This window comes from Streptomyces sp. NPDC059897, from assembly GCF_042730865.1.
Classification (GTDB): domain Bacteria; phylum Actinomycetota; class Actinomycetes; order Streptomycetales; family Streptomycetaceae; genus Streptomyces.
The window spans coordinates 62,475-81,381 of record NZ_JBHWKQ010000006.1 but is presented as its reverse complement, the minus strand read 5'-3'; the positions used below and the strand labels follow the sequence as shown (position 1 = coordinate 81,381).

Here is an 18,907-nt window from a genome sequence, read left to right as displayed (position 1 = left end):
CACATCCTGACCCGCCCGGTCCCCGGCTGTCAATGGACACCAATTGGTGTCTCATTACGCGGGACGACTCGATGTCGCTGGTCAACGCGGTCCCAGGGAACTGGACTTGCCGCGGGAACGCGTCGCAGGATGCGCCGCGGCCTCGCTCGGGCACAGCCACAGCGGGCCGTTCGCCGTGTCCGCGCGGACCGCCGCCGGGGGCGGCCAGGGGCCGCTCGCCAGAGCCCTGCGCTCGGGTTCGGTCAGGGTGCGGTGGCGGCACAGCGCCTCGGCAGCGGGCAGCGGCTCGGTCGGTGCGGCCACCAGGCCGGGGCTCAACTCCCGCACCGCCGCGAGATACTCGTCGTACGGGCGCCACCCCGGCACCACCCGGTGCCCCGCCTCCCCGCGCACGAGGACCGTCGGCAGCGCGTACCGCAGGCCCGTCCCGCCGTCCGTCTCCTTGGCCGCGCCGGGGTGCGGCGAGTCGCCGGGCGGCGGCGCGAGCACCTCGGGAACGGGGCGCCGGGCCTCGGCACGGTCGGCAAGAACCTTCTCCCGTACGGCTTCTGATGAGGCGTCACCGTACAGGCGGCCTGCGTCGAGTCCGGGGACGTCGCGTACGGCGGCCAGGGCGAGGTCGAGCGTGTCGGCGGGCTCACCCAGGACGAAGACCGTCTCGCGCAGGCGGCGCAGCGCCCGCGCGGCCGGCTCCTCCCCCTGGGCCTCGGCCGCCTTGGCCACCAGGGACGACGGCCAGGAACTCGCCGCGACCCGGCTCAGGCGAGCGGCGTACGGGGCCCGGGTGTGCGCACCGATCTCCTCGACGTACCGCGCGTACCAGGCGGTCTCCGCCGCCGGGTCGGGCGCCGGGTCATCGTCCTCGTCGAAGAGGATGCAGTACACGCGGCGCCATCGGGCCCGCCCGGCCAGCGCCTGCCGCAGCCTTCGGAAGGTCGGCTCGGAGCCCCAGGCCCAGGGGCACAACGGGTCGGTGTACTCGACGACTTCGAGTGTTCCGGTCACCGGGGCGCCGCTCACGCGACCTCCTGCGAAGCCACCGACACCGCCTCGGCCTCCGCCTCCGCCAGGAGCGCCGCCACGGTCACACCGCCGAGCACGGCGGCGGCGTCCGCCTCGATCCTTCGCCACACCTCCGGCAGCCGTCGGGCGGCTCCGGTGTAGCCGAGACCGGAGAGTGGTTCGCCGCGCAGGGTGATCAGTTCGCCGTCGACGGCGCGGGTGACATCGAGCAGCGTGATGGCGTCGGCCGGCACACCGAGCCAGTAGCCGCCCACACATCCGCGCTGGCTGCGTACGAGCCCGGCCTTGCGCAGCTCGCCCACCACCGACTTCAGGAACCGGAACGGAATCCCCTGGGCGTCGGCGATGGCCTCGCAGGTGAGCGGCTGTTCGGGGGTGCGGGCGAGCTCGAGGAGCGCGCGCGTGGCGTAGTCCGCCTTCGCGGAGATATGCATGGCCACATGATGCCCGAAGAGCGCCGTGAGGCAAGGTCCGCGCCCCGTCGGGCCGAACATTGCGGGAACATTGCCGCAGGTGGGAGGCAATGGACACCTCTTGACATCTTTTTCGGAGCCGCTCTAGCGTCCCCTCATGAGCGAGCCGTTGACCACGCCCGGTGAGGGCTTCCACCCCCACCTCCCCGACGCCCCGAACTCCCCTTCCGCTCCCCTGCGTTCGCGGCTGCACCACATCCGCGCCGACGCCCTGGACGGCGACACCGCGCAGAGCGGCGGCATGCGGCGCTTCGCCGCCGTCAGCGGGAACACGGTGGGGTCGGAGAAGCTGTGGATGGGGCAGACGCATGTCGCCCCCTCGACCGCGTCCTCCGACCACCACCACGGCGAGTCCGAGACCGCGATCTACGTGGTGAGCGGGCACCCGGAGTTCGTGTTCCTCGACGACTCGGGCTCCGGCGAGGAGGAGGTCAGGCTGCGCACCTCCCCCGGTGACTACATCTTCGTCCCGCCCTACGTGCCGCACCGCGAGGAGAACCCGGACCCGTCCGACGAGGCCGTGGTCGTCATCGCCCGCAGTACGCAGGAGGCCATCGTGGTCAACCTGCCGAAGCTGTACGCCCTTTCGGATCCCGACGCGTCCTGACCGGCTCTGCGAGGATGGCCCCATGAAATCGATCTCTTTCCCCGGTGCCAAGGCGCCGTCCTCCAACGTCGTCCTGGGCCTGATGCGCATCGCGGAGCTCGACGACAAGGCCGTCCGCAGTCTCTACGACAGCGCCCGTGACGCCGGGATCAACAGCTTCGACCACGCCGACATCTACGGGCCGACGCGGCACGCCTGCGAGGAGCGCTTCGGGCAGGCGGTCACGCTGAGCGCCGCGGAGCGCGAGTCGATCGTCATCCAGAGCAAGGTCGGCATCAGGCCCGGCTTCTTCGACTTCTCGCGTGAGCACATCCTGGCCACCGTCGACGAGTCACTGGCGGCGCTGCGCACCGACTACCTCGACATGCTCCTGCTGCACCGCCCCGACACCCTCGTCGAGCCGGAGGAGGTGGCGGCGGCCTTCGACGAGCTGCACGCGGCGGGCAAGGTCGTGAACTTCGGTGTCTCCAACCACACGCCGGGACAGGTCGAGCTGCTGAAGTCGGTGGTGAACCAGCCGCTGGTCGCCAACCAGGTCCAACTGAGCATCACGCACGCCCCGTTGATCGCCTCGGGGATCGCCGCGAACATGGCGGGCCTCGACCAGTCGGTGAGCCGCGACAACGGGCTGCTGGACTACTCGCGGCTCAACAAGATGACCCTGCAGGCGTGGTCGCCGTTCCAGAAGGGCTTCTTCGACGGTGTCTTCGTCGGCGACCGCGAGAACTACGCGGAGCTCAACACCGCGCTCGACGAACTGGCCGCGAAGTACGACGTGACACCGACCGGCATCGCGGTCGCCTGGATCACCCGGCACCCGGCCGACATGCAGGTCGTGCTCGGCACCACCAACCCGGGACGCGTCGCCGAGTCCGCGGCGGGCTCGGACATCCCGCTGACCCGCGAGGAGTGGTACCGGCTGTTCACCGCGGCCGGGCACACCCTGCCGTAGCCGCCGCACCGGGCCCCGCCTGAACAGGCGGGACCCACCTACTCAATCGCAGTGCTGCCGCGAGCGCTCACCGTCGCTCTGCGAGGCCACCGTCGCGGACGAGCGCGACCCGACCGCCGGAGCGAGGAAGACGGCCACCGTGGTGAACGCGAGGACGACCACCATGGCCGTCCGCAGCCCGTAGTGGTCGCCGAGGAAGCCGAGGCAGGGCGGCCCGACGAGGAACGCGATGTAGCCGAGCATCGCCACCAGGCTCACCCGCGCCGCCGGGTTCTCGCCCGAGTCGCCGGCCGCCGAGAGCGCGACGGGGAAGCCGAGCGAGGCACCGAGCCCCCAGAACAGCACGGCCGCGCTGGCGACGACGGCGGAGTCGGAGAAGACGACCAGGGCGATGCCGAGCGTCGCCGACACGGCGCTCGCCCGCACGACCGGCTTGCGGCCGAGTCGCCCGATGAAGTAACCGCCCACGAACCGGCCGATGGTCATGGCGGCGGCGAAGCCGGTGTAGACGGCGGAGCCGAGCGCGGGGTCCATGTCGTGGCCGTCGACCATGAGCAGCGGCAGCCAGTCGTTCGCGGCGCCCTCGGCGAGCGCCATGGCGAGGATGATGCCGCCGAGCAGCAGGAGCTGGCGGTCCCGCCACACCTTCGCCTTCGACGAGCCCGGTGCCGCGCCATCCGCCTTCGAACCGGCCGAGACCTTGCCCACGCCGTTTGGGATGGCCCGGATCGCGTAGCCGAACATCGCGGTGGTGACGACGGCGACGGCGATCAGGTGCCACTGCACGGGGAAGTCGACGGCCGTGCACAGGATGCCGACCGCCGCTCCCACGACCGTGCCCAGGCTGAAGAAGCCGTGCAGCGTCGGCAGGATGGTGCGCGCGGTGAGCCGTTCCACCTCCGCGCCGTCGATGTTGATGGCGACCTCTCCCCCGCCCATTCCGGCGCCGAAGAGGAGCAGCCCCGCGGTGACGAGGGGCGCGGAGGACGCCATCGCGCCGAGGCCGATGACCGCCATGCTGAAGGTGATCACCACCGTGGCCACGCCCATGACGGGCCGGGAGCCGAACCGGGCGACGAGTGTGCCGGAGCTCAGGATGCCGATCATCGAGCCGACCGAGAGCCCGAAGAGGATGAGGCCCATCTGCGCGGTGGACGCGCCCAGTTGATCCCGTACGTCGGGGGTGCGCGTCACCCAGGACGACATCGACAGGCCGGGTATGAGGAAGAAGAGGAACAGTGCCGTCCGCCTGCGGCGGGTGTCCAGGTCCATCGGTAACGTGCTCTCTCGTGCGGGGAGATCGAGAACTTGCGGGGAGATCGGGAAAAGGATCATCACCACGCTCCCACATCCGGGGAGGCGGCGGGCCCGTACTGCTGTATCGCGCATCAGTAGGGGCGGCACCCGCCGGCCATGGCGGGTGCCGCCCCAGGGCGGCGTCGGGTGGCGGTTACGCCTCCGGGTGCGCCAGCCTGATGTCGAGGTCACCCGGCTCCGCGTCGCCCACCCGCAGCGTCTGCGCGGCCGGCGGGTACCCCGTGGCGATGACCGAGTAGTCGCCCGCGTCGAGGTCGGTGAAGGCGTACGCGCCGTCCGCGCCGGTCGTCGTCGTGGCGATCACATTGCCCGCCGCGTCGACCAGGGTGACCCGGGCGTCGGCCAACGGGCCGTCCTCCGTGCCCGCGCGCACCACGCCCTGCACCCGCTTGCCGACCCCGAGGACCAGCTCGACCCGGGTGACGCCCTGCGCGCCGGTCTCCACCTGCTGCGCCGTGGGCCGGAAGCCGGGCGCGTTGACGGCGAGCGTGAACATGCCGTTCACCAGGCCGCCGCAGGCGAAGTCGCCCTGCAGTCCGGTGCGCGCGGTGGCCACGACCTCGCCGCGGACATCGGTCACGACGACCAGCGCCTCGGGCACCGGGCGGCCGCCGGACTCGCGTACCAGGCCCGCGAGTCCGCCGGTGCCGGTGAGCAGGATGTCGTGCGAGAGGAGTTCCCCGTCCACGGTGACCGTCGAGGCCTGCGGCTGGTGTCCGTCGGCCGCGACGATCAGCACGTAGGTGCCCGCGCCGGGTACGTCGAGGCTGTAGGAGCCGCCGGAGTCGGTGACGGAGCGGCTGATCTGCCGGCCGCCCGTCGAGATCAGCGTGATCGCGGCGCGCGCCACGACCTCGCCGCCACCGGTGCGGACGGTGCCGAGGATGCCGTTGCCGTTCGGGGTGAACGAGCGGGCTCCGTCGGCCTCCGCGGTGGACGCGGTCACGAGGTGCTTGCGCGGCTGGGCTTCGCCCTGCGCGCCGACCGAGGCCGTGACGAGTTCGCGCTCCGGTTCGGCCGGGTGCGGGACGGCGCCCTCGGGCACCTCGTCGGCGGGCCGGGCCGCGCGGGCCTCGTCGAGTTCGCGCAGGCCCTCGCCCTCGACGTCGACGTTGGGCAGCGCGCGGTCGAGCCACTTGGGCAGCCACCAGGCGCCGCGCCCGATGAGCGCGAGGACGGCCGGGACGATCGCCATGCGCACGATGAACGCGTCGAAGAAGACGGCGACGGCGAGCCCGAAACCGATCATCTTGATCATGGATTCGGTCGAGCCGATGAAGCCCGCGAACACGGCCATCATGATGACCGCGGCCGCCGTGACCACGCGGGCGCTGTACCGGAATCCGGTGACGATCGCCTCCTTGGCCGTCTCCCCGTGGACGTACGCCTCACGCATCCGCGTCACGAGGAAGACCTCGTAGTCCATCGCGAGGCCGAAGACGACACCCACCATGAAGATCGGCATCATCGACATCACGGGCCCGGTCTCCTCGACGCCCATGAGGTCGGCGAGCCAGCCCCACTGGAAGACGGCGACGACGGCGCCGAGCGCGGCGAGGACGGAGAGCAGGAAGCCGAGCGCGGCCTTCAGCGGCACCAGGATCGAGCGGAAGACGACGATGAGGAGCAGGAAGGCGAGGCCGACGACGAGCGCGAGGTAGGGAAGCAGCGCGTCGTTGAGCTTCTGCGACACGTCGATGTTCATCGCGGTGGTGCCGGTGACCATCAGCTCGGCGCCCGAGTCGGCCTTGATGCCGTCGCCCGCGTCGCGGATGTTCTGGACCAGGTCCTCGGTGTCCAGCGAGGTCGGCTTCGACTTCGGGACGACGCTGAGCATCGCGGTGTCACCGGACTTGTTGAACGTCGGCGGGGTCACCACGGCGACGTCGTCGAGCCCCTTGACGGTCTTGGTGACATCGGCGACCGCGGACTTCGGGTCGTCGCTGTCCTTGGCGTCGACGACGACCATCAGCGGCCCGTTGAAGCCGGGGCCGAAGCCCTCGGAGAGCAGGTCGTACGCCTTGCGCTGCGTGGTGTCGGTGGGCTGCGCACCGTCGTCGGGCAGGCCGAGTTCGAGGGACGTGGCCGGTACGGCGGCGGCGCCCAGGGCGAGCACACCGAGCAGCAGCACGGCGACCGGGTGCTTGACGACGAGGCGGGCCCAGCGGGTGCCGAGTGCGGCCTTGGGCTCGGCGTGCTCCCCGTGGGTGTGGTGGCTCTGCTCCTGGGCCTTGTTCTCCGCCTTGCGTTCCTTACGCTTGCTCTTGGCGCCGGCGGGGCGCACGCGGCGCCGGGCGATGCCGAGCAGGGCGGGGATCAGGGTCAGCGCGACGAGTACCGCGACGACGACGGTCCCGGCGGCGGCGAAGCCCATCTTCGTCAGCATCGGGATGTTCACGACGGCGAGGCCGACGAGGGCGATGACGACGGTCAGTCCGGCGAAGACGACGGCGGACCCGGCGGTACCGGCGGCCCGTCCGGCGGCTTCCTCGCGCTCGCGGCCCTCGGCCAGTTCGGCTCGGTACCGGGACACGATGAACAGCGCGTAGTCGATGCCGACGGCGAGGCCGATCATCATCGCGAGCGTCGACGTCGTCGAGTCCAGGTCGAGCGGCTTGGCGAGCGCGGTGATGGCGGAGACGCCGATGCCGACGCCGAACAGCGCGGAGATCAGCGGCAGTCCCGCGGCGATCAACGAACCGAGGGTGATCACGAGGACGACGGCGGCGACCACGACGCCGATGACCTCGGTCGAGCCGGTCTCGGGCACGGCCTGCAGCGCGTCGCCGCCGACCTCGACGGTGAGGCCCGAGTCACGGGCGTCCTGCGCCGTGTCCTTCAGCGCGTCGCGCGAGGACTCCTCCAGCTCCATGCCGGAGACCTTGTACGACACCTGTGCGTACGCGATGGTGCCGTCACGGCTGACCGACTTGGACTTGAACGGATCGGTCGCGCTCTGGACCTCGGAGCCGCCGCCGAGTTCCTTGACGGTGTCGCGCACGACGTTCTGGTTGGCGGCGGAGGTGATCTTCTCCCCGTCCGGCGCCTTGAACACGACGCGCGCGGTGGCGCCGTCGGCGCTGGCGCCGGGGAACCGGTCCTCCAGCAGGTCGAAGGCCTTCTGGGCCTCGGTGCCGGGGATCGAGAAGGAGGAGGAGGTGGCCGTCGGTGCCTGGGAGGCGCCCACGCCCACCGCGGCGAGGACCACCACCCAGAAGGCGGCGACGAAGTACCGTCGCCTGAAGGCGAATCGGCCCATTTTGTAGAGGAATCGAGCCACGAGGGCGTACTCCCGGTCAGGTCGTAATTGGTGCTGGGCAGGGGACTTCGGCCCGACGACGGTGAGCGGTGGCGTCAGGTGGAGGGGGGAAGTGCGAGATGTGGTGGTGGGGGGAATCAGGCGCAGAGGGCGGGGAGAACCACTGCGTCGATGTATGAGATGAGGTACTCCTGGGTGGGCGGCAGTTCGTCGATCACACCGCGGGTCGCCATCGCGCCGACCATCATGTGCAGCGTGTAGTCCATCGCCGGGTTGTCCTGGCGGATCTCGCCCCGGGCGACGGCTCTCTGAAGGACCTGGTCCAGCTCCTCCAGCTCCGGTTCGATCAGCAACTCCCGGAACGCGCGCAGCAGATCCGGGTCACTGTGCATCGCCATCGCGAGTCCCCGCATCAAGGCGGTCGACTCCGCGACGGAGCAGTCGTCGTGCCGGTGGGCGAGCGTGTGGAGGTCACCGCGCAGGGTGCCGGTGTCGATCTCGGCGATGTCGACCGGCTTGTGGTGCCGCATCGCCCTGACGACGAGCGCGGCCTTGCCGCCCCACTGGCGGTAGAGCGTGGCCTTGCTGGACCGGGTGCGGGCCGCGACGGCGTCCATGGTCAGCGCGTCGTAACCGACTTCACGCAGCAGCCCGAGCACGGCGTCGTACAACTCCGCCTCGCGCTCCGCCGTCATGCGTCTGCGCCGCACGGCGGTGCCGGTCCCACTCACGCGCTGCTCCCCCTCACGGCCGTGCCGAACGAAACGGTTTCGTACGACGGCAGACTAACCCGCCACCACAATGAAACGAAACCGTTTCGTACGTGGCCCGGGTCACGCCGTGTGCGAAGGTGAAGCCTCATGAGCGAATCGTTCGAATGCGCATGGCGCGATCCGGTCTCCGACGAGGAGATGGTCGGCCTCGTCCGGTCCCACGGCGGCAATGACGTCGCCGGCTGGTGGACCAAGATCCAGAAGTACAGTCTCGGCTGGGTCACGGCCCGCGACGCGGACGGGCTGCTCGTCGGCTTCGTGAACGTGGCGTGGGACGGCGGCGACCACGCCTTCCTGGTCGACACCAAGACCCGGGGCACACACCAGCGTCGCGGCATCGGCACGGCGGTCGTGCGCCTCGCGGCGTCCCGGGCGCGGGAGTCGGGCTGCGAATGGCTCCATGTCGACTTCGAGCCCGGGCTCCGCGACTTCTACTTCGAGGCATGCGGATTCAGGCCCACCGAGGCGGGCCTGATCCAGCTGCGTCCGTAAGGCTCGTGAGGCTCAGCTCTTGGTGCGTCCCCTCTCGCGCAGTGAGGTGACGGTGACGCCGGGAGACAGCCGGCCCTCCGTCACCTTGAGCTGGATGATCGCCGCGCGGCCGCAGGTCAGCGCGCGGTCCAGGGCCGGGGCGAATTCCTCGGTCGTCGTGACCGTTTCGCCATGGGCGCCGAAGGCCTGGGCGTAGACGGCGAAGTCCGGGTTGCCGAGGGCCGTGCCGCTGACCCGGCCCGGGTACTCCCGCTCCTGGTGCGCGCGGATCGTGCCGTACTGGGAGTTGTCCAGGACCAGGATCAGGGGGGCCGCGCCCTCCGCAACGGCGGTGGCGAGCTCCTGCCCGTTCATCAGGAAGCACCCGTCACCCGCGACGGAGACGACGCGGCGGTCCGGGTGAGCGATGGCGGCCGACACCGCGGCGGGCACGCCGTAGCCCATCGAGCCGTTGCGCGGGCCGAGTTGGCGCATCCCGTCGCGGTACGTGAGGAAGCGCTGCGCCCAGATGGCGTGGTTGCCCGCGCCGAACGTGACGATGGTGTCTTCCGGGAGCCGGGTGTCGAGGTGGGCGAAGACCTCCCCGAGGTCGAGCGGGTCACCGTCCGGCTCCGGTGTGCGGGCTGCCAGGTGCGCGGCCCGCGCCTCCTTGGTGCGCTCCGCCCAGGGCACGGGCGCGGCGGGGCGCAGGGTGCGTATCCCGGCGGCGAAGGCCTCGGGGGCGGCGAGCAGGGTGAGTTCGGCGCGGTGCACGACGCCGGGTGGCTGCGCCTCGGGGAGCACCTGCACCAGGCGCGGGCCCGCCGTGTCGTCGCCGACGGTGGGCAGTGACCGGTAGCCGTCCGTCGTGACGTCTCCCGGCGCCGCGCCGACGCTCACCAGCAGGTCCGCTTCGCGTACCCGCTCGGCCAGCGCCCTGGCCCGGCCGTAGCCGAGGTTGCCGACGTAGACCTCGGCCTCGTTGTCCAGCAGGTCCTGGCAGCGGAAGTCCACGGCGACGGGCAGCGACCAGGCCTCGGCCCAGGCGCGTACGTCGGCGCGTGCCCGGTCCGTCCAGCGGCTGCCGCCGAGCAGCACCAGAGGCTGCTCGGCACCGGTCAACAGGCCTTCCAGGGCGGCCAGTTCCTCGGCCGACACGCTACCCTGCGGCACCGGCAGCGGCCTGGCGTCGGCGACCTCGACGACATCCGTCAGCATGTCCTCCGGCAGCCCGAGGACCACGGGCCCCGGCCGCCCGCTGCCCGCGACGGCGAAGGCGCGGGCCACGTACTCGGGGATGCGGGCCGCGTCGTCGATGGTCTCGACGAGCTTGGCGTTGGTGCCGAACGTGCCGCGCAGGTCGAACTCCTGGAACGCGTGCCGGTCGGTGTGGCCGCGCGGCACGAGTCCGATGAACAAGACGAGCGGGGTGGCGTCCTGGTGGGCGGTGTGCAGGGCGACCAGCGCGTTGGTGGCGCCAGGCCCCCGGGTCGTGAAGCACACTCCGGGGCGCCCAGTGAGCTTTCCGGAGGCCTCGGCCATGTAGCCGGCGCCGCCTTCGTGGCGGCACACCACCATGCGGACCGGTGAGTCGTGCAGGGCGTCGAGGACGGCGAGGTAGCTCTCGCCGGGCACGCCGTAGACGGTGTCGACGTCGTGGGCCCGGAGCTGGTCGACGAGGACCTGGCCGCCGGTGCGGGCAAGGCGGTGCGGGGTCATGCGGGAACCTTTGCGTTCAGTGTGTCGCTGGAGGGAAGGGAGCCGTGCCTGCGCAGCACCGTGCCGGCCGCAATGGACCCGGCGACGGTGCAGGCGGCCACGCCGACGAGGAGCAGCGCGGCGCCCCAGGAGGCGCCGCCCGCCGCACCGGTGACCGAGGCCGCGATGAGCGGGACGAAGCCGCCGAGGACCCCGGCGAGGTTGTACGACATGGCGACAGCGCTGTAGCGGAACTCCTCGGGGAAGAGCGAGGCGACGACCGCGCCGATCGGGCCATACGGGATCGACAGCGCGCCGATGCCGAGCGCGACGCCGAGGTACACCAGCGGGGTCTGCTTCGTGTCGACGAGCCAGAAGGCGGGGAACGCGGCGACCATCGTGACGGCGGCGCCGATGGCGCACACCTTCCACGAGCCGATGCGGTCGGCGAGGCGGCCGCCGGCGATGATGACCGCGATCTCGACGACGGCGCCGACCACGGTGGCGTTGAGCATGGTCTGTTTGTCGATGCCGAGTTCACCGGTGCCGTAGCTGATGATGAACGTCGTCATGAGGAAGAAGCCGCCGACGCCGAGGAGCGCGGCCCCGATCCCGACGATCATGCGGCCCCAGGTGCGGCGGAACGCCTCGACGAGCGGCGCGGGCGGCGGCCCGTTCCGCTCGGCGTCCTCCTGCATGGCACGGAAGACCGGGGACTCCTCGATGCGTACGCGCAGGTAGAGCGCGAAGCCGAGGAGCGGGAACGCGGCGAGGAACGGCAGCCGCCAGCCCCACGAGTAGAAGGCGTCGTCGGGCAGCATGCCGACGAGGGCGAAGGCGCCACTGGACATCAACGTGCCGACGGGCGAGCCGAGTTGAGGAACGGAGGAGTAGCTGCCGTGCTTCTCCTTCGGGGTGTGTTCCAGGGTGAGCAGCATCGCCCCGGACCACTCGCCGCCGACGGAGATGCCCTGCACGAAGCGCAGGACGGTGAGCAGGGCCGGCGCCCAGATGCCGATGGTGTCGTACGAGGGCAGCAGGCCGATGCAGCCGGTGGTGGCGCCCATCATGACGACAGTGATGATGAGGGACACCTTGCGCCCGTAGCGGTCGCCGATGTGGCCGAAGACCGCGGCGCCGATGGGCCGGGCGACGAAGCCGACGGCGAAGGTGCCGAAGGAGGCGAGGGTGCCGGCGGCCGCGCTGAGGTCGGTGAAGAACAGCTTGTTGAAGACGAGCGCGGCGGCGGTGCCGTAGAGGAAGTAGTCGTACCACTCCAGGGCGGTGCCGCTGAACGCGCCGAACAACAGCCTTCTGACGTCCTTGAGCGGGGGCTTCGCTGTGGTGCTCACGGGGTCTCCTGGGGAGGGGCGGCCTGGGCGGCCGGAGCGGAAGGGGGACCGTGGCGTGCGGGGGTGCGGGTGAGGTGGTGCGGGTCGTGGGCGGGGTCGCCGCCCACGACGGTGGCGAGGACGCCGATCGCGCCGATGCGGTCGGGGTCCGTGCGGACGGGGTCGCCGTCCAGGACGGTGAGGTCGGCCAGATAGCCGGGGGCGAGCCGTCCCTTGCGTCCTCCGAAGCCGGTGGCGTGGGCCGAGCCCTCGGTCCAGGCGCGCAGCGCGGCGAGGGCCGGAACACCCTCGTCGGGACCGTACGGGGCCTTTGTTTCGGTGAGGCGCACGACCATCGACTGGATCGCGGGCAGCGGCGCGCCCGGTGCCACGGGCCGGTCGGAGCTACCGGGGACGGGCAGCCCGAGGTCGAGGAAGGAGCGCATGCGGTACGACCACGAGGTGCGCTCGGGGCCCAGTGCGGCGGCCATGGCGTCGCCGAAGGTGTGCAGGAAGTTGTGCTGCGGGACGGGCACGACGCCGAGTTCGGCGAACCGGGCGAGCTGCTCGGGGCGGACGATCCCGGCGTGCTCGACGCGGTGCCGGACGCCGGGGCGCGGCCGTTCCTTGTGGGCGCGGGCGAAGGCGTCGAGGGCCAGGTCGACGGCGCGGTCGCCGATGGCGTGCGCGGCGACCGTCCAGCCGGAGCGGTGCGCGGCGACGACGAGGTCGGTCATGGAGCCGGCGTCGCCCTGGAAGTAGCCGGTGGGCCGGTCTTCGTTGTGGGGGCAGCCGCAGAAGGGCTCCGTGACGGCCGCCGTACGACCGAGCAGCGAGCCGTCGAGGAAGATCTTGACCGGGCCGAGGGAGAGCATGTCGTCGCCGAAGCCGGTGCGCATGCCGAGGTCGAGGCCGAGCGTGATGTCGTCGTCGGTGTGCGCGGTCAGCGGGTGCAGCACGTCGGAGGCGGCCATCAACTGGGCGCGGGTGTGCAACCGGCCGCTCTCGCGGGCGAGTTGGTAGGCGGCCAGCTCGACCGGTGTCTGGCCGATCCAGCCGCCGCCGATCCCGGCCTCGGTGAAGCTGGTGACACCTTCGGTGAGGTAGTGCCGGGTCGCCGCGTCGACGGCGTCGGCGACGGTCTCCACCGGGTAGGGCAGCACCTGGCGCTGCGCGAGGCTCTGGGCGGTCTCCTCCAACAGGCCGTCGGGGCGGCCGTGTTCGTCGCGGGAGACGACGCCGCCGTCCGGGTCCTCGAAGCCGTCCTCCAGGGCTCCCGCCGCGTACAGGACGGGCGTGTTGACGACGCAGGCGTGCCCGGAGGTGTGCTTGATCCAGACGGGCCGGCCGCCCGCCGCGCGGTCGAGGGCGTCGCGGTGCGGCCAGACACCGCCGAGGTTGTTGTGGTCGAGCCCGGCGCCCAGCACCCACGCGTCCGGGGCGAGGCCCTTGGCGTGCGTGGCCACGGCGGTGTACACGTCGTCGACGGAGCGGGCTGTGGAGACGTCGAGCTGCGTGAGGTTGAGGCCGAACCAGGCGGTGTGGCAGTGCGCGTCGTTGAAGCCGGGGACGACGGTGGCGCCGCCCGCGTCGAGCACCTGGCGCGCGCCGAGTCCGGCCACGTCCTCGTCGAGCCCGACGACAACTCCGTTGAGTACGCCGACGGTTGAGGCGGTGGGCCGTTCCGGGTCGAGGGTGCGGATGCGGGCGTTGCGGACGAGCAGATCGAGCTGCATATGGGCCGGCCCCCTCAGGCGAAGTGGTGCAGTTGCGCGAGCGGTACCTCGGTCGCGGGCGGGGTCCCGGTCTCGACCCCGTCGACGAGGACGGGCGCCGGTTCGCGCGGCACCACGACCCGCGGTGTCGCCGTGTTGTGCAGCATGTCGGCGCGGGTCAGGCTGCGGCTGTCGCGGATCGGGGCGTACGTGAGTCCGCTCGGCAGCGCGGCCCGTGCGGCGCGGTCGGTGAGCGCAGCCTCGGCGACGAAGACCTTGGCGAGCCGTGCGGGCGCGGCACCGAGCGATCCGAAGTAGGGCTTGTAGGCGCGGGGTTGGGTGAGCCGGGTCGACCCGGATCCGGATCCCGTATTCCCCCAGGCCACGAACCCGGACTTGATGACCAGCTCGGGCTTGCTGCCGAACCACTTGGGGTCCCACAGCACCAGGTCCGCCATCCGTCCCGCCTGCACGGTGCCCACCTCGTGGGAGAGGCCGTGCGCGAGCGCCGGATTGAGGGTGATCTTCGCCAGGTAGCGCAACACCCTTGTGTTGTCGGGGCGTTCCACTCCCCCGCCGCCGTTCGCGAGCGCCTGGACGTGGGCGAGCTGCCACGTCCTGCGCACCGTCTCGGCGATCCGCCCCATGCCCATGGAGTCGGAGTTGACGATGGAGATCGCGCCGAGGTCGTGCAGGGCGTTCTCGGCGGCGATGGCGTGCTCGCGGATCCGGCCCTTGGAGATGGCGACGTCGCTCGCGGAGGCGTGGTTCTGCCGGTGCACCGTCATCGTCATCGGGAACAGCTCGCCCACCGTGTTCGGGGTGTACGGCACGGTGGGTGTCGTCGACGAGGGCAGGATGTTCGGCTCGGAGAGGATCTCCAGGAGGTCGGGGTGACCGCCGCCGCCCTCCACGTGGTACGCGTGCACGGTACGCCCGCGGGTGGCGCCGAGGGTGTCGCGCAGGTAGCCCGACTCGTTCATGGAGTCGGTGTGGAGCGCGACCGGCAGGTCGGCCTGTTCGGCGGTGTCGAGGCAGGTGTCGATGATGCGCGGGGTCGCCCCGAAGTCCTCGTGGATCTTGAAGCCGCCGGCCCCGGCGAGGGTGATCTCGTCGAGCAGCGCCCGTGAGCTGGACGAACCGCGGGCCAGGAAGGCGATGTTGAGCGGGGTGCCCTGCCAGGAGCTCATCAGCGTGTGCAGGTTGTGGGTCGGGTTGCAGCCGATCTCCCACACACCGCCGAGGCCCATGCCAACCAGCGTGGTGACTCCGGCGGACAGCGCGGCGGGCGCGACCTCGGGCGAGGACAGGTGAACGTGACTGTCGACGACGCCGGGCGTCGCGATCAGCCCCTCCCCCGGCACGACGGAGGTGTGCGAGTCGATGGCGTACTCGACGTCCATCACATCCGGGTTGCCGACGCTCCCGACGGAGACGATCCGGCCGTCCTTGATGCCGATGTCGGTCTTGCGCACACCGAGCACCGGGTCCATCAGGACGACACCCGCGACCACCATGTCGAGGGCGGAATCGCGGTCCGAGCGCGGCGAGGCGAGCAGGCCGTCGCGGACCGTCTTGCCGCAGCCGCCGAGCAGTTCGTCGCCCGGGGTGCCGTCGTCGGCCTCGACCTCCACCCACAGACAGGTGTCGCCGAGCCGGATCCGGTCGCCGGTCGTGGGCCCGTACAGGGCGTGGTACGTGCGGCGGTCGACGCTGGTCATGCGCGCTCCTGGGTCGTACGGGCCTTGTGGTCGGCGGGGATGACGACGACTTCCCGCCGCTCGCCGGGTTCGAAGGCGAGGGCGGTACCGGCGGCGATGTCGAGCCGCAGCCCGCGGGCCCTCTCCCGGTCGAGTTCCAGCGCCTGGTTGGCCTCGTGCAGCGGGTAGTGCGAGGAGATGTAGACGACGCGGTCGCCGGTGTTGCGGAGGGTGAGGGTGGTGCGCGGGCGGCCCACGTTGATCTCGACGGGTGGTGCGTCCGCGGTACGTACGGCGCCCGGCCCCTGGGCACTGGCGGGGCCGATCGGCCGGTCGACGGCGACGAGCGACGTGCCGCTCGGGAACAGCGCCTCCACCTGCACGGTCGTCACGATGTCGGCGACGCCGTCCAGCACGTCGTCGACGGTGAGCACCCGCTCCGCCGTCTCGATCACCTCGTCGAGACTCAGCCCGTCCCAGGCGGCCTCCAGGATCTCGTCGCAGATCAGGGCGATCGCCTCGGGGGCGTTGAGCCGGCGTCCGCGTGCGCGGCGGCGGCGCGCGAGTTCGGCGACGGTGAACAGCTGGAGCCGTTCCTGTTCACGAGGGGTCAAGTGCACGGTCGGATGGCCCTCCTGGTCGGCGGGCCCCGGACGCTTCGCCCAGGGATCGCACCAGGATCCTCGGCTCCGGCCACCGAACCAACGTTGAAACATCACCCCCGTGCCACCGAGAATTGGTCACATGCACAATTCCGAAGGCCCGGGCCGCCCCGGGCTGCCCCCGACCTCGCCGCGCATCGCCGAACTCGCCGGGCAGTGCCTGGACAATGTGGACGGCCTGATCGGCGACTGGCTGGAGATGGTCGGCCCGGTGCGCACCTCGTACGAGACCCAGGTGCCGGACATCCAGTTCCGCGATTCGGCCTGGCAGGCCTTCGAACTGCTGCTGCGCACGGTGGCGCGGCTCCCGGTGCCGCCGCACATCGCGGACGTCTCGCGGCGGGTGGGCGAGGACCGCGCCCGGCAGGGCGTCCCGCTCGACGCGCTCCTGGAGGCGGCACGCCTCGACTTCCGGGTGGTGTGGCAGGCGCTGGTGAACCGGGCGCGGCCCGAGGACATGGCCGATCTGGCGGGCTCGGCGTACCACGTGTGGGAGGCGGTCGAGCGGCATGTCACCGGGATCATGACGGCGTACCAGCGCACGGTCCTGGAGATGGGGCGCCGCGAGGAGGACGAGCGGCGCATGTGGTTCGCCCGGCTCCTGGAGACCGAGGGCCGCAACCCGACCGTCGTACGGGACGCGGGCCGCGCCCTGGGGCTCGCGGACGACGGCCGGTTCCTGTGCGCGGCGTCGTCCGCGGCGGCCGGGCCAGGGCTGCACCGGGCGGGCCTCGCGCTGCGCGGGGCGGGGGCGGCGGTGCAGCAGCAGATGGTCGGCGGGGACGCGGTCCTGGTGGTGCAGCTCAGCGGCCGGATCAGCCGCCCGTACATCCTGGACCAGTTGCACGACTCGCCGTGCGGGGTGGCCCCTCAGGCGGTCGGGCTCGCCGCCGTGCCACGGGCCACGGTGCTCGCGGTGGCGACGGCGCAGGTGCTGCCCGCGGACACGCGCTCGCCGCGGCTCCTGGAGGACAGCTGGCTCGATGTGCTGGCGCACCGCGCCGGTGACTTCGGCCGCGATCTGGCGGCCGATGTGCTGGGCGCGCTGCACGGGCCCGGTGTCACGCGGGGCGAGGCGGACCGGCTGCTGCACACCGTGCGGGTCCATTTGGCGGGCTCGGGCTCCATCGCGGACACGGCCGACGCGCTGTACTGCCACCGCAACACGGTGCAGCACCGCTTCAACCGGTTCCACGAGCTGACCGGGCGCGATCTGCGGCGGCCGGCGGACGCGGCGTTGCTGGCGGTGGCGTTGCGGGTGAGGTGAACGGGTTAGCGTTCACCTGTGCCTGAGGATGAGACAGAGACGAAGCGCCGACTCGGCCGCCGCGGCAGGCTGATCGTGCTGGCCGTCGTGGCCCTCGCCGTCGTCGCGGCCGTGGTCGTGCCGCTGGTGATGGTGTTCGGCGGGAAGGAACCCGGAAGGTCCGAGAAGCTCGTGATCCCCGAGGGGTACCGCGCGAGCCAGGTGTACGAGGCCGTGGACAAGGCGCTGGCCGTCGACGGCGGGACCACGAAGAAGGCCGCGTCGAAGGCGCGCCTCACACTGCCGGGCGACGCGGACGGCAACCCTGAGGGCTACCTGTTCCCGGCCACATATCCCGTGGACGAGGACACCACCCCGGCGTCCCTCCTCTCGTACATGACCAACACCGCGGACCAGCGGCTGAAGGCCGACCACATCACCAAGGGCGCCGACGCCAATGGTGTCTCCGTCTACGAGACGGTGATCATCGCCAGCATCGTGCAGGCGGAGGCCGACACCCACGAGGACATGGGGAAGGTCGCCCGGGTCATCTACAACCGGCTCGACCAGGGCATGCCGCTCCAGATGGACTCCACCATCAACTACGCCCTGAACCGCTCGACCCTCGACACCAGCCACGCGGACACCAGGACCGACAGCCCGTACAACACGTACGAGCACAAGGGGCTGCCGCCCACGCCCATCGGGAATCCGGGTGAGGACGCCATCGACGCGGCGATCGCGCCACCCAAGGGTGACTGGCTGTACTTCGTGACGGTCGGCCCCGGGGACACCCGGTTCACCGACAGCTACGAGGAGCAGAAGAAGAACGTCGAGGAGTTCAACTCGCGTCAGGCGAGCGCGAAGGAGTAGCGCGCGAGGTGGGGCGCGAACGCGGGGTGCTCGGAGAGGCGCCGCAGGTACGCGGCGAGCCGGGGGCGGCCGGTGATCGGGGTGGTGGCGTCCAATTGCACCAAGGTGGCCCACAACCGGACGTCGGCGAGGGTGAGTTCGCCGCCGAGGATGTGCTCGCGACCGCAGAGCCGCCGCTCCAGGACGTCGAGCGCCCGCACCAGCGTGGCGTGCGCGGAGGTGCCGATGCCGCGCTCGCACAATCGGCCCACCGCCTCGACCGAGTCCTCCGCTCCGCGCGGGAGGAGGTCGGGGCCGTGGCCGCCGAAGTGCCGGGCCAGGTCGTGCAGGATGTCACCGGTGTGCGTGCTGACGATCCGTCCGGTCCAGTCGTCGCTGAGCACCGGCGCCAGCGCGGGGCCAGGATGCTGGTGCGACGTCGCCTCGTACAGCGGGACCAGCGACCGGTGTCCGCCGCCGGGTGCGTCGGGGTCGGCGGGCAGCAGGGTGACCGGGAGGGTGTCGTCGAGGCCGAGCAGGCTGTGGGTGACGGCGATCTGCAGACAGTGCGGGCAGGCGGGCGACAGGTGGAGCCGGAAGCGGTGCGGCGCGGCGTAGTAGCCGCTGCGCGCGTCGCAGCCGATGCGGCTCCGGAAGGACGGCACGACGGTGGGCGCTGTGGCGGACATGCGTCTCCCAGGGGGTGCTCGAGCACGGGCGTACGGGGGTGGGCGTACGGAAGTGTCAGGCGCGGGCGGCGACTTGGCCGCCGTCCAGGGGAGAACTCGCCGCGCTGCACACTCGCGCGAGGTCGATGTGCCGGCGGGA

At 71.7% G+C, this 18,907-nt stretch carries 16 protein-coding genes and 1 pseudogene; 5 read left to right on the top strand and 12 right to left on the bottom strand.

The window, feature by feature from the left end:
- Window positions 1-81: 81 nt before the first annotated feature.
- Both ACFV9W_RS09300 and ACFV9W_RS09295 read right to left on the bottom strand, forming a co-directional pair.
- Complete coding sequence (locus tag ACFV9W_RS09300; RefSeq protein WP_385757192.1) at window positions 82-1,020, bottom strand: DsbA family protein; 939 nt, start codon at window positions 1,018-1,020, stop codon at window positions 82-84.
- Entirely contained in the window at window positions 1,017-1,457 is a 441-nt protein-coding gene (locus ACFV9W_RS09295) for an RrF2 family transcriptional regulator (protein WP_385757191.1), read from the bottom strand. The genes ACFV9W_RS09300 and ACFV9W_RS09295 overlap by 4 nt, the downstream gene beginning before the upstream one ends.
- Window positions 1,458-1,593: 136 nt before the next feature.
- On the opposite strand from ACFV9W_RS09295, the gene ACFV9W_RS09290 reads away from it, so the two are divergent.
- Together ACFV9W_RS09290 and ACFV9W_RS09285 are read left to right on the top strand one after the other, a co-directional pair.
- Window positions 1,594-2,103: a cupin domain-containing protein gene (locus tag ACFV9W_RS09290; protein ID WP_385757189.1), complete on the top strand. Its 510-nt coding sequence runs from the start codon at window positions 1,594-1,596 to the stop codon at window positions 2,101-2,103.
- Window positions 2,104-2,125: 22 nt separating this feature from the next.
- Window positions 2,126-3,055 carry an aldo/keto reductase family oxidoreductase gene (locus tag ACFV9W_RS09285; protein ID WP_385757187.1) on the top strand — a complete coding sequence of 310 codons (930 nt, stop codon included), beginning with the start codon at window positions 2,126-2,128 and terminating at the stop codon, window positions 3,053-3,055.
- A gap of 42 nt (window positions 3,056-3,097) precedes the next feature.
- Here ACFV9W_RS09285 and ACFV9W_RS09280 read toward each other — a convergent pair whose 3' ends face one another.
- The 4 genes and pseudogenes from ACFV9W_RS09280 to ACFV9W_RS09265 form a co-directional block, all read right to left on the bottom strand.
- Window positions 3,098-4,327 (bottom strand): MFS transporter, encoded by a 1,230-nt coding sequence (locus tag ACFV9W_RS09280; protein WP_385757185.1) that lies wholly within the window; start codon window positions 4,325-4,327, stop codon window positions 3,098-3,100.
- Window positions 4,328-4,505: 178 nt separating this feature from the next.
- Window positions 4,506-5,318: a collagen binding domain-containing protein gene (locus tag ACFV9W_RS09275; protein WP_385757520.1), complete on the bottom strand. Its 813-nt coding sequence runs from the start codon at window positions 5,316-5,318 to the stop codon at window positions 4,506-4,508.
- 126 nt (window positions 5,319-5,444) lie between these two features.
- Window positions 5,445-7,652: pseudogene (locus ACFV9W_RS09270) on the bottom strand (MMPL family transporter); the annotation flags it as partial.
- 116 nt (window positions 7,653-7,768) lie between these two features.
- Window positions 7,769-8,326 carry a TetR/AcrR family transcriptional regulator gene (locus ACFV9W_RS09265; protein WP_385757518.1) on the bottom strand — a complete coding sequence of 186 codons (558 nt, stop codon included), beginning with the start codon at window positions 8,324-8,326 and terminating at the stop codon, window positions 7,769-7,771.
- Between the two features lie 165 nt (window positions 8,327-8,491).
- Here ACFV9W_RS09265 and ACFV9W_RS09260 point away from each other — a divergent pair, with 165 nt between their 5' ends.
- Entirely contained in the window at window positions 8,492-8,896 is a 405-nt protein-coding gene (locus tag ACFV9W_RS09260) for a GNAT family N-acetyltransferase (RefSeq protein ID WP_385757183.1), read from the top strand.
- A 12-nt stretch (window positions 8,897-8,908) separates the two neighbouring features.
- On the opposite strand, the gene ACFV9W_RS09255 is transcribed toward ACFV9W_RS09260, so the two are convergent.
- Genes ACFV9W_RS09255 through ureA form a run of 5 tightly spaced genes read right to left on the bottom strand, consistent with a single transcriptional unit; the run spans window position 8,909 to window position 15,939 of the window.
- Window positions 8,909-10,594, bottom strand: a complete 1,686-nt coding sequence (locus ACFV9W_RS09255) for a thiamine pyrophosphate-dependent enzyme (RefSeq protein WP_385757181.1) — start codon at window positions 10,592-10,594, stop codon at window positions 8,909-8,911.
- Complete coding sequence (locus tag ACFV9W_RS09250) at window positions 10,591-11,925, bottom strand: MFS transporter (RefSeq protein WP_385757180.1); 1,335 nt, start codon at window positions 11,923-11,925, stop codon at window positions 10,591-10,593. The genes ACFV9W_RS09255 and ACFV9W_RS09250 overlap by 4 nt, the downstream gene beginning before the upstream one ends.
- Entirely contained in the window at window positions 11,922-13,640 is a 1,719-nt protein-coding gene (locus ACFV9W_RS09245) for an amidohydrolase (protein WP_385757178.1), read from the bottom strand. Before ACFV9W_RS09245 ends, ACFV9W_RS09250 begins: the two co-directional genes overlap by 4 nt.
- A gap of 14 nt (window positions 13,641-13,654) precedes the next feature.
- Window positions 13,655-15,340 carry an urease subunit alpha gene (locus ACFV9W_RS09240; RefSeq protein WP_385757177.1) on the bottom strand — a complete coding sequence of 562 codons (1,686 nt, stop codon included), beginning with the start codon at window positions 15,338-15,340 and terminating at the stop codon, window positions 13,655-13,657.
- Window positions 15,337-15,939, bottom strand: a complete 603-nt coding sequence (gene ureA, locus ACFV9W_RS09235; RefSeq protein WP_385757175.1) for an urease subunit gamma — start codon at window positions 15,937-15,939, stop codon at window positions 15,337-15,339. Before ureA ends, ACFV9W_RS09240 begins: the two co-directional genes overlap by 4 nt.
- Window positions 15,940-16,063: 124 nt before the next feature.
- On the opposite strand from ureA, the gene ACFV9W_RS09230 reads away from it, so the two are divergent.
- Together ACFV9W_RS09230 and mltG are read left to right on the top strand one after the other, a co-directional pair.
- The gene (locus ACFV9W_RS09230; RefSeq protein WP_385757173.1) at window positions 16,064-17,248 is read left to right on the top strand and encodes a PucR family transcriptional regulator; all 1,185 of its coding nucleotides are present in this window, start codon (window positions 16,064-16,066) and stop codon (window positions 17,246-17,248) included.
- An 18-nt stretch (window positions 17,249-17,266) separates the two neighbouring features.
- Window positions 17,267-18,100, top strand: a complete 834-nt coding sequence (gene mltG, locus ACFV9W_RS09225; protein WP_385757171.1) for an endolytic transglycosylase MltG — start codon at window positions 17,267-17,269, stop codon at window positions 18,098-18,100.
- Here mltG and ACFV9W_RS09220 read toward each other — a convergent pair.
- Entirely contained in the window at window positions 18,079-18,768 is a 690-nt protein-coding gene (locus tag ACFV9W_RS09220) for a glutathione S-transferase C-terminal domain-containing protein (protein ID WP_385757170.1), read from the bottom strand. The genes mltG and ACFV9W_RS09220 overlap by 22 nt on opposite strands.
- Between the last annotated feature and the right edge of the window lie 139 nt (window positions 18,769-18,907).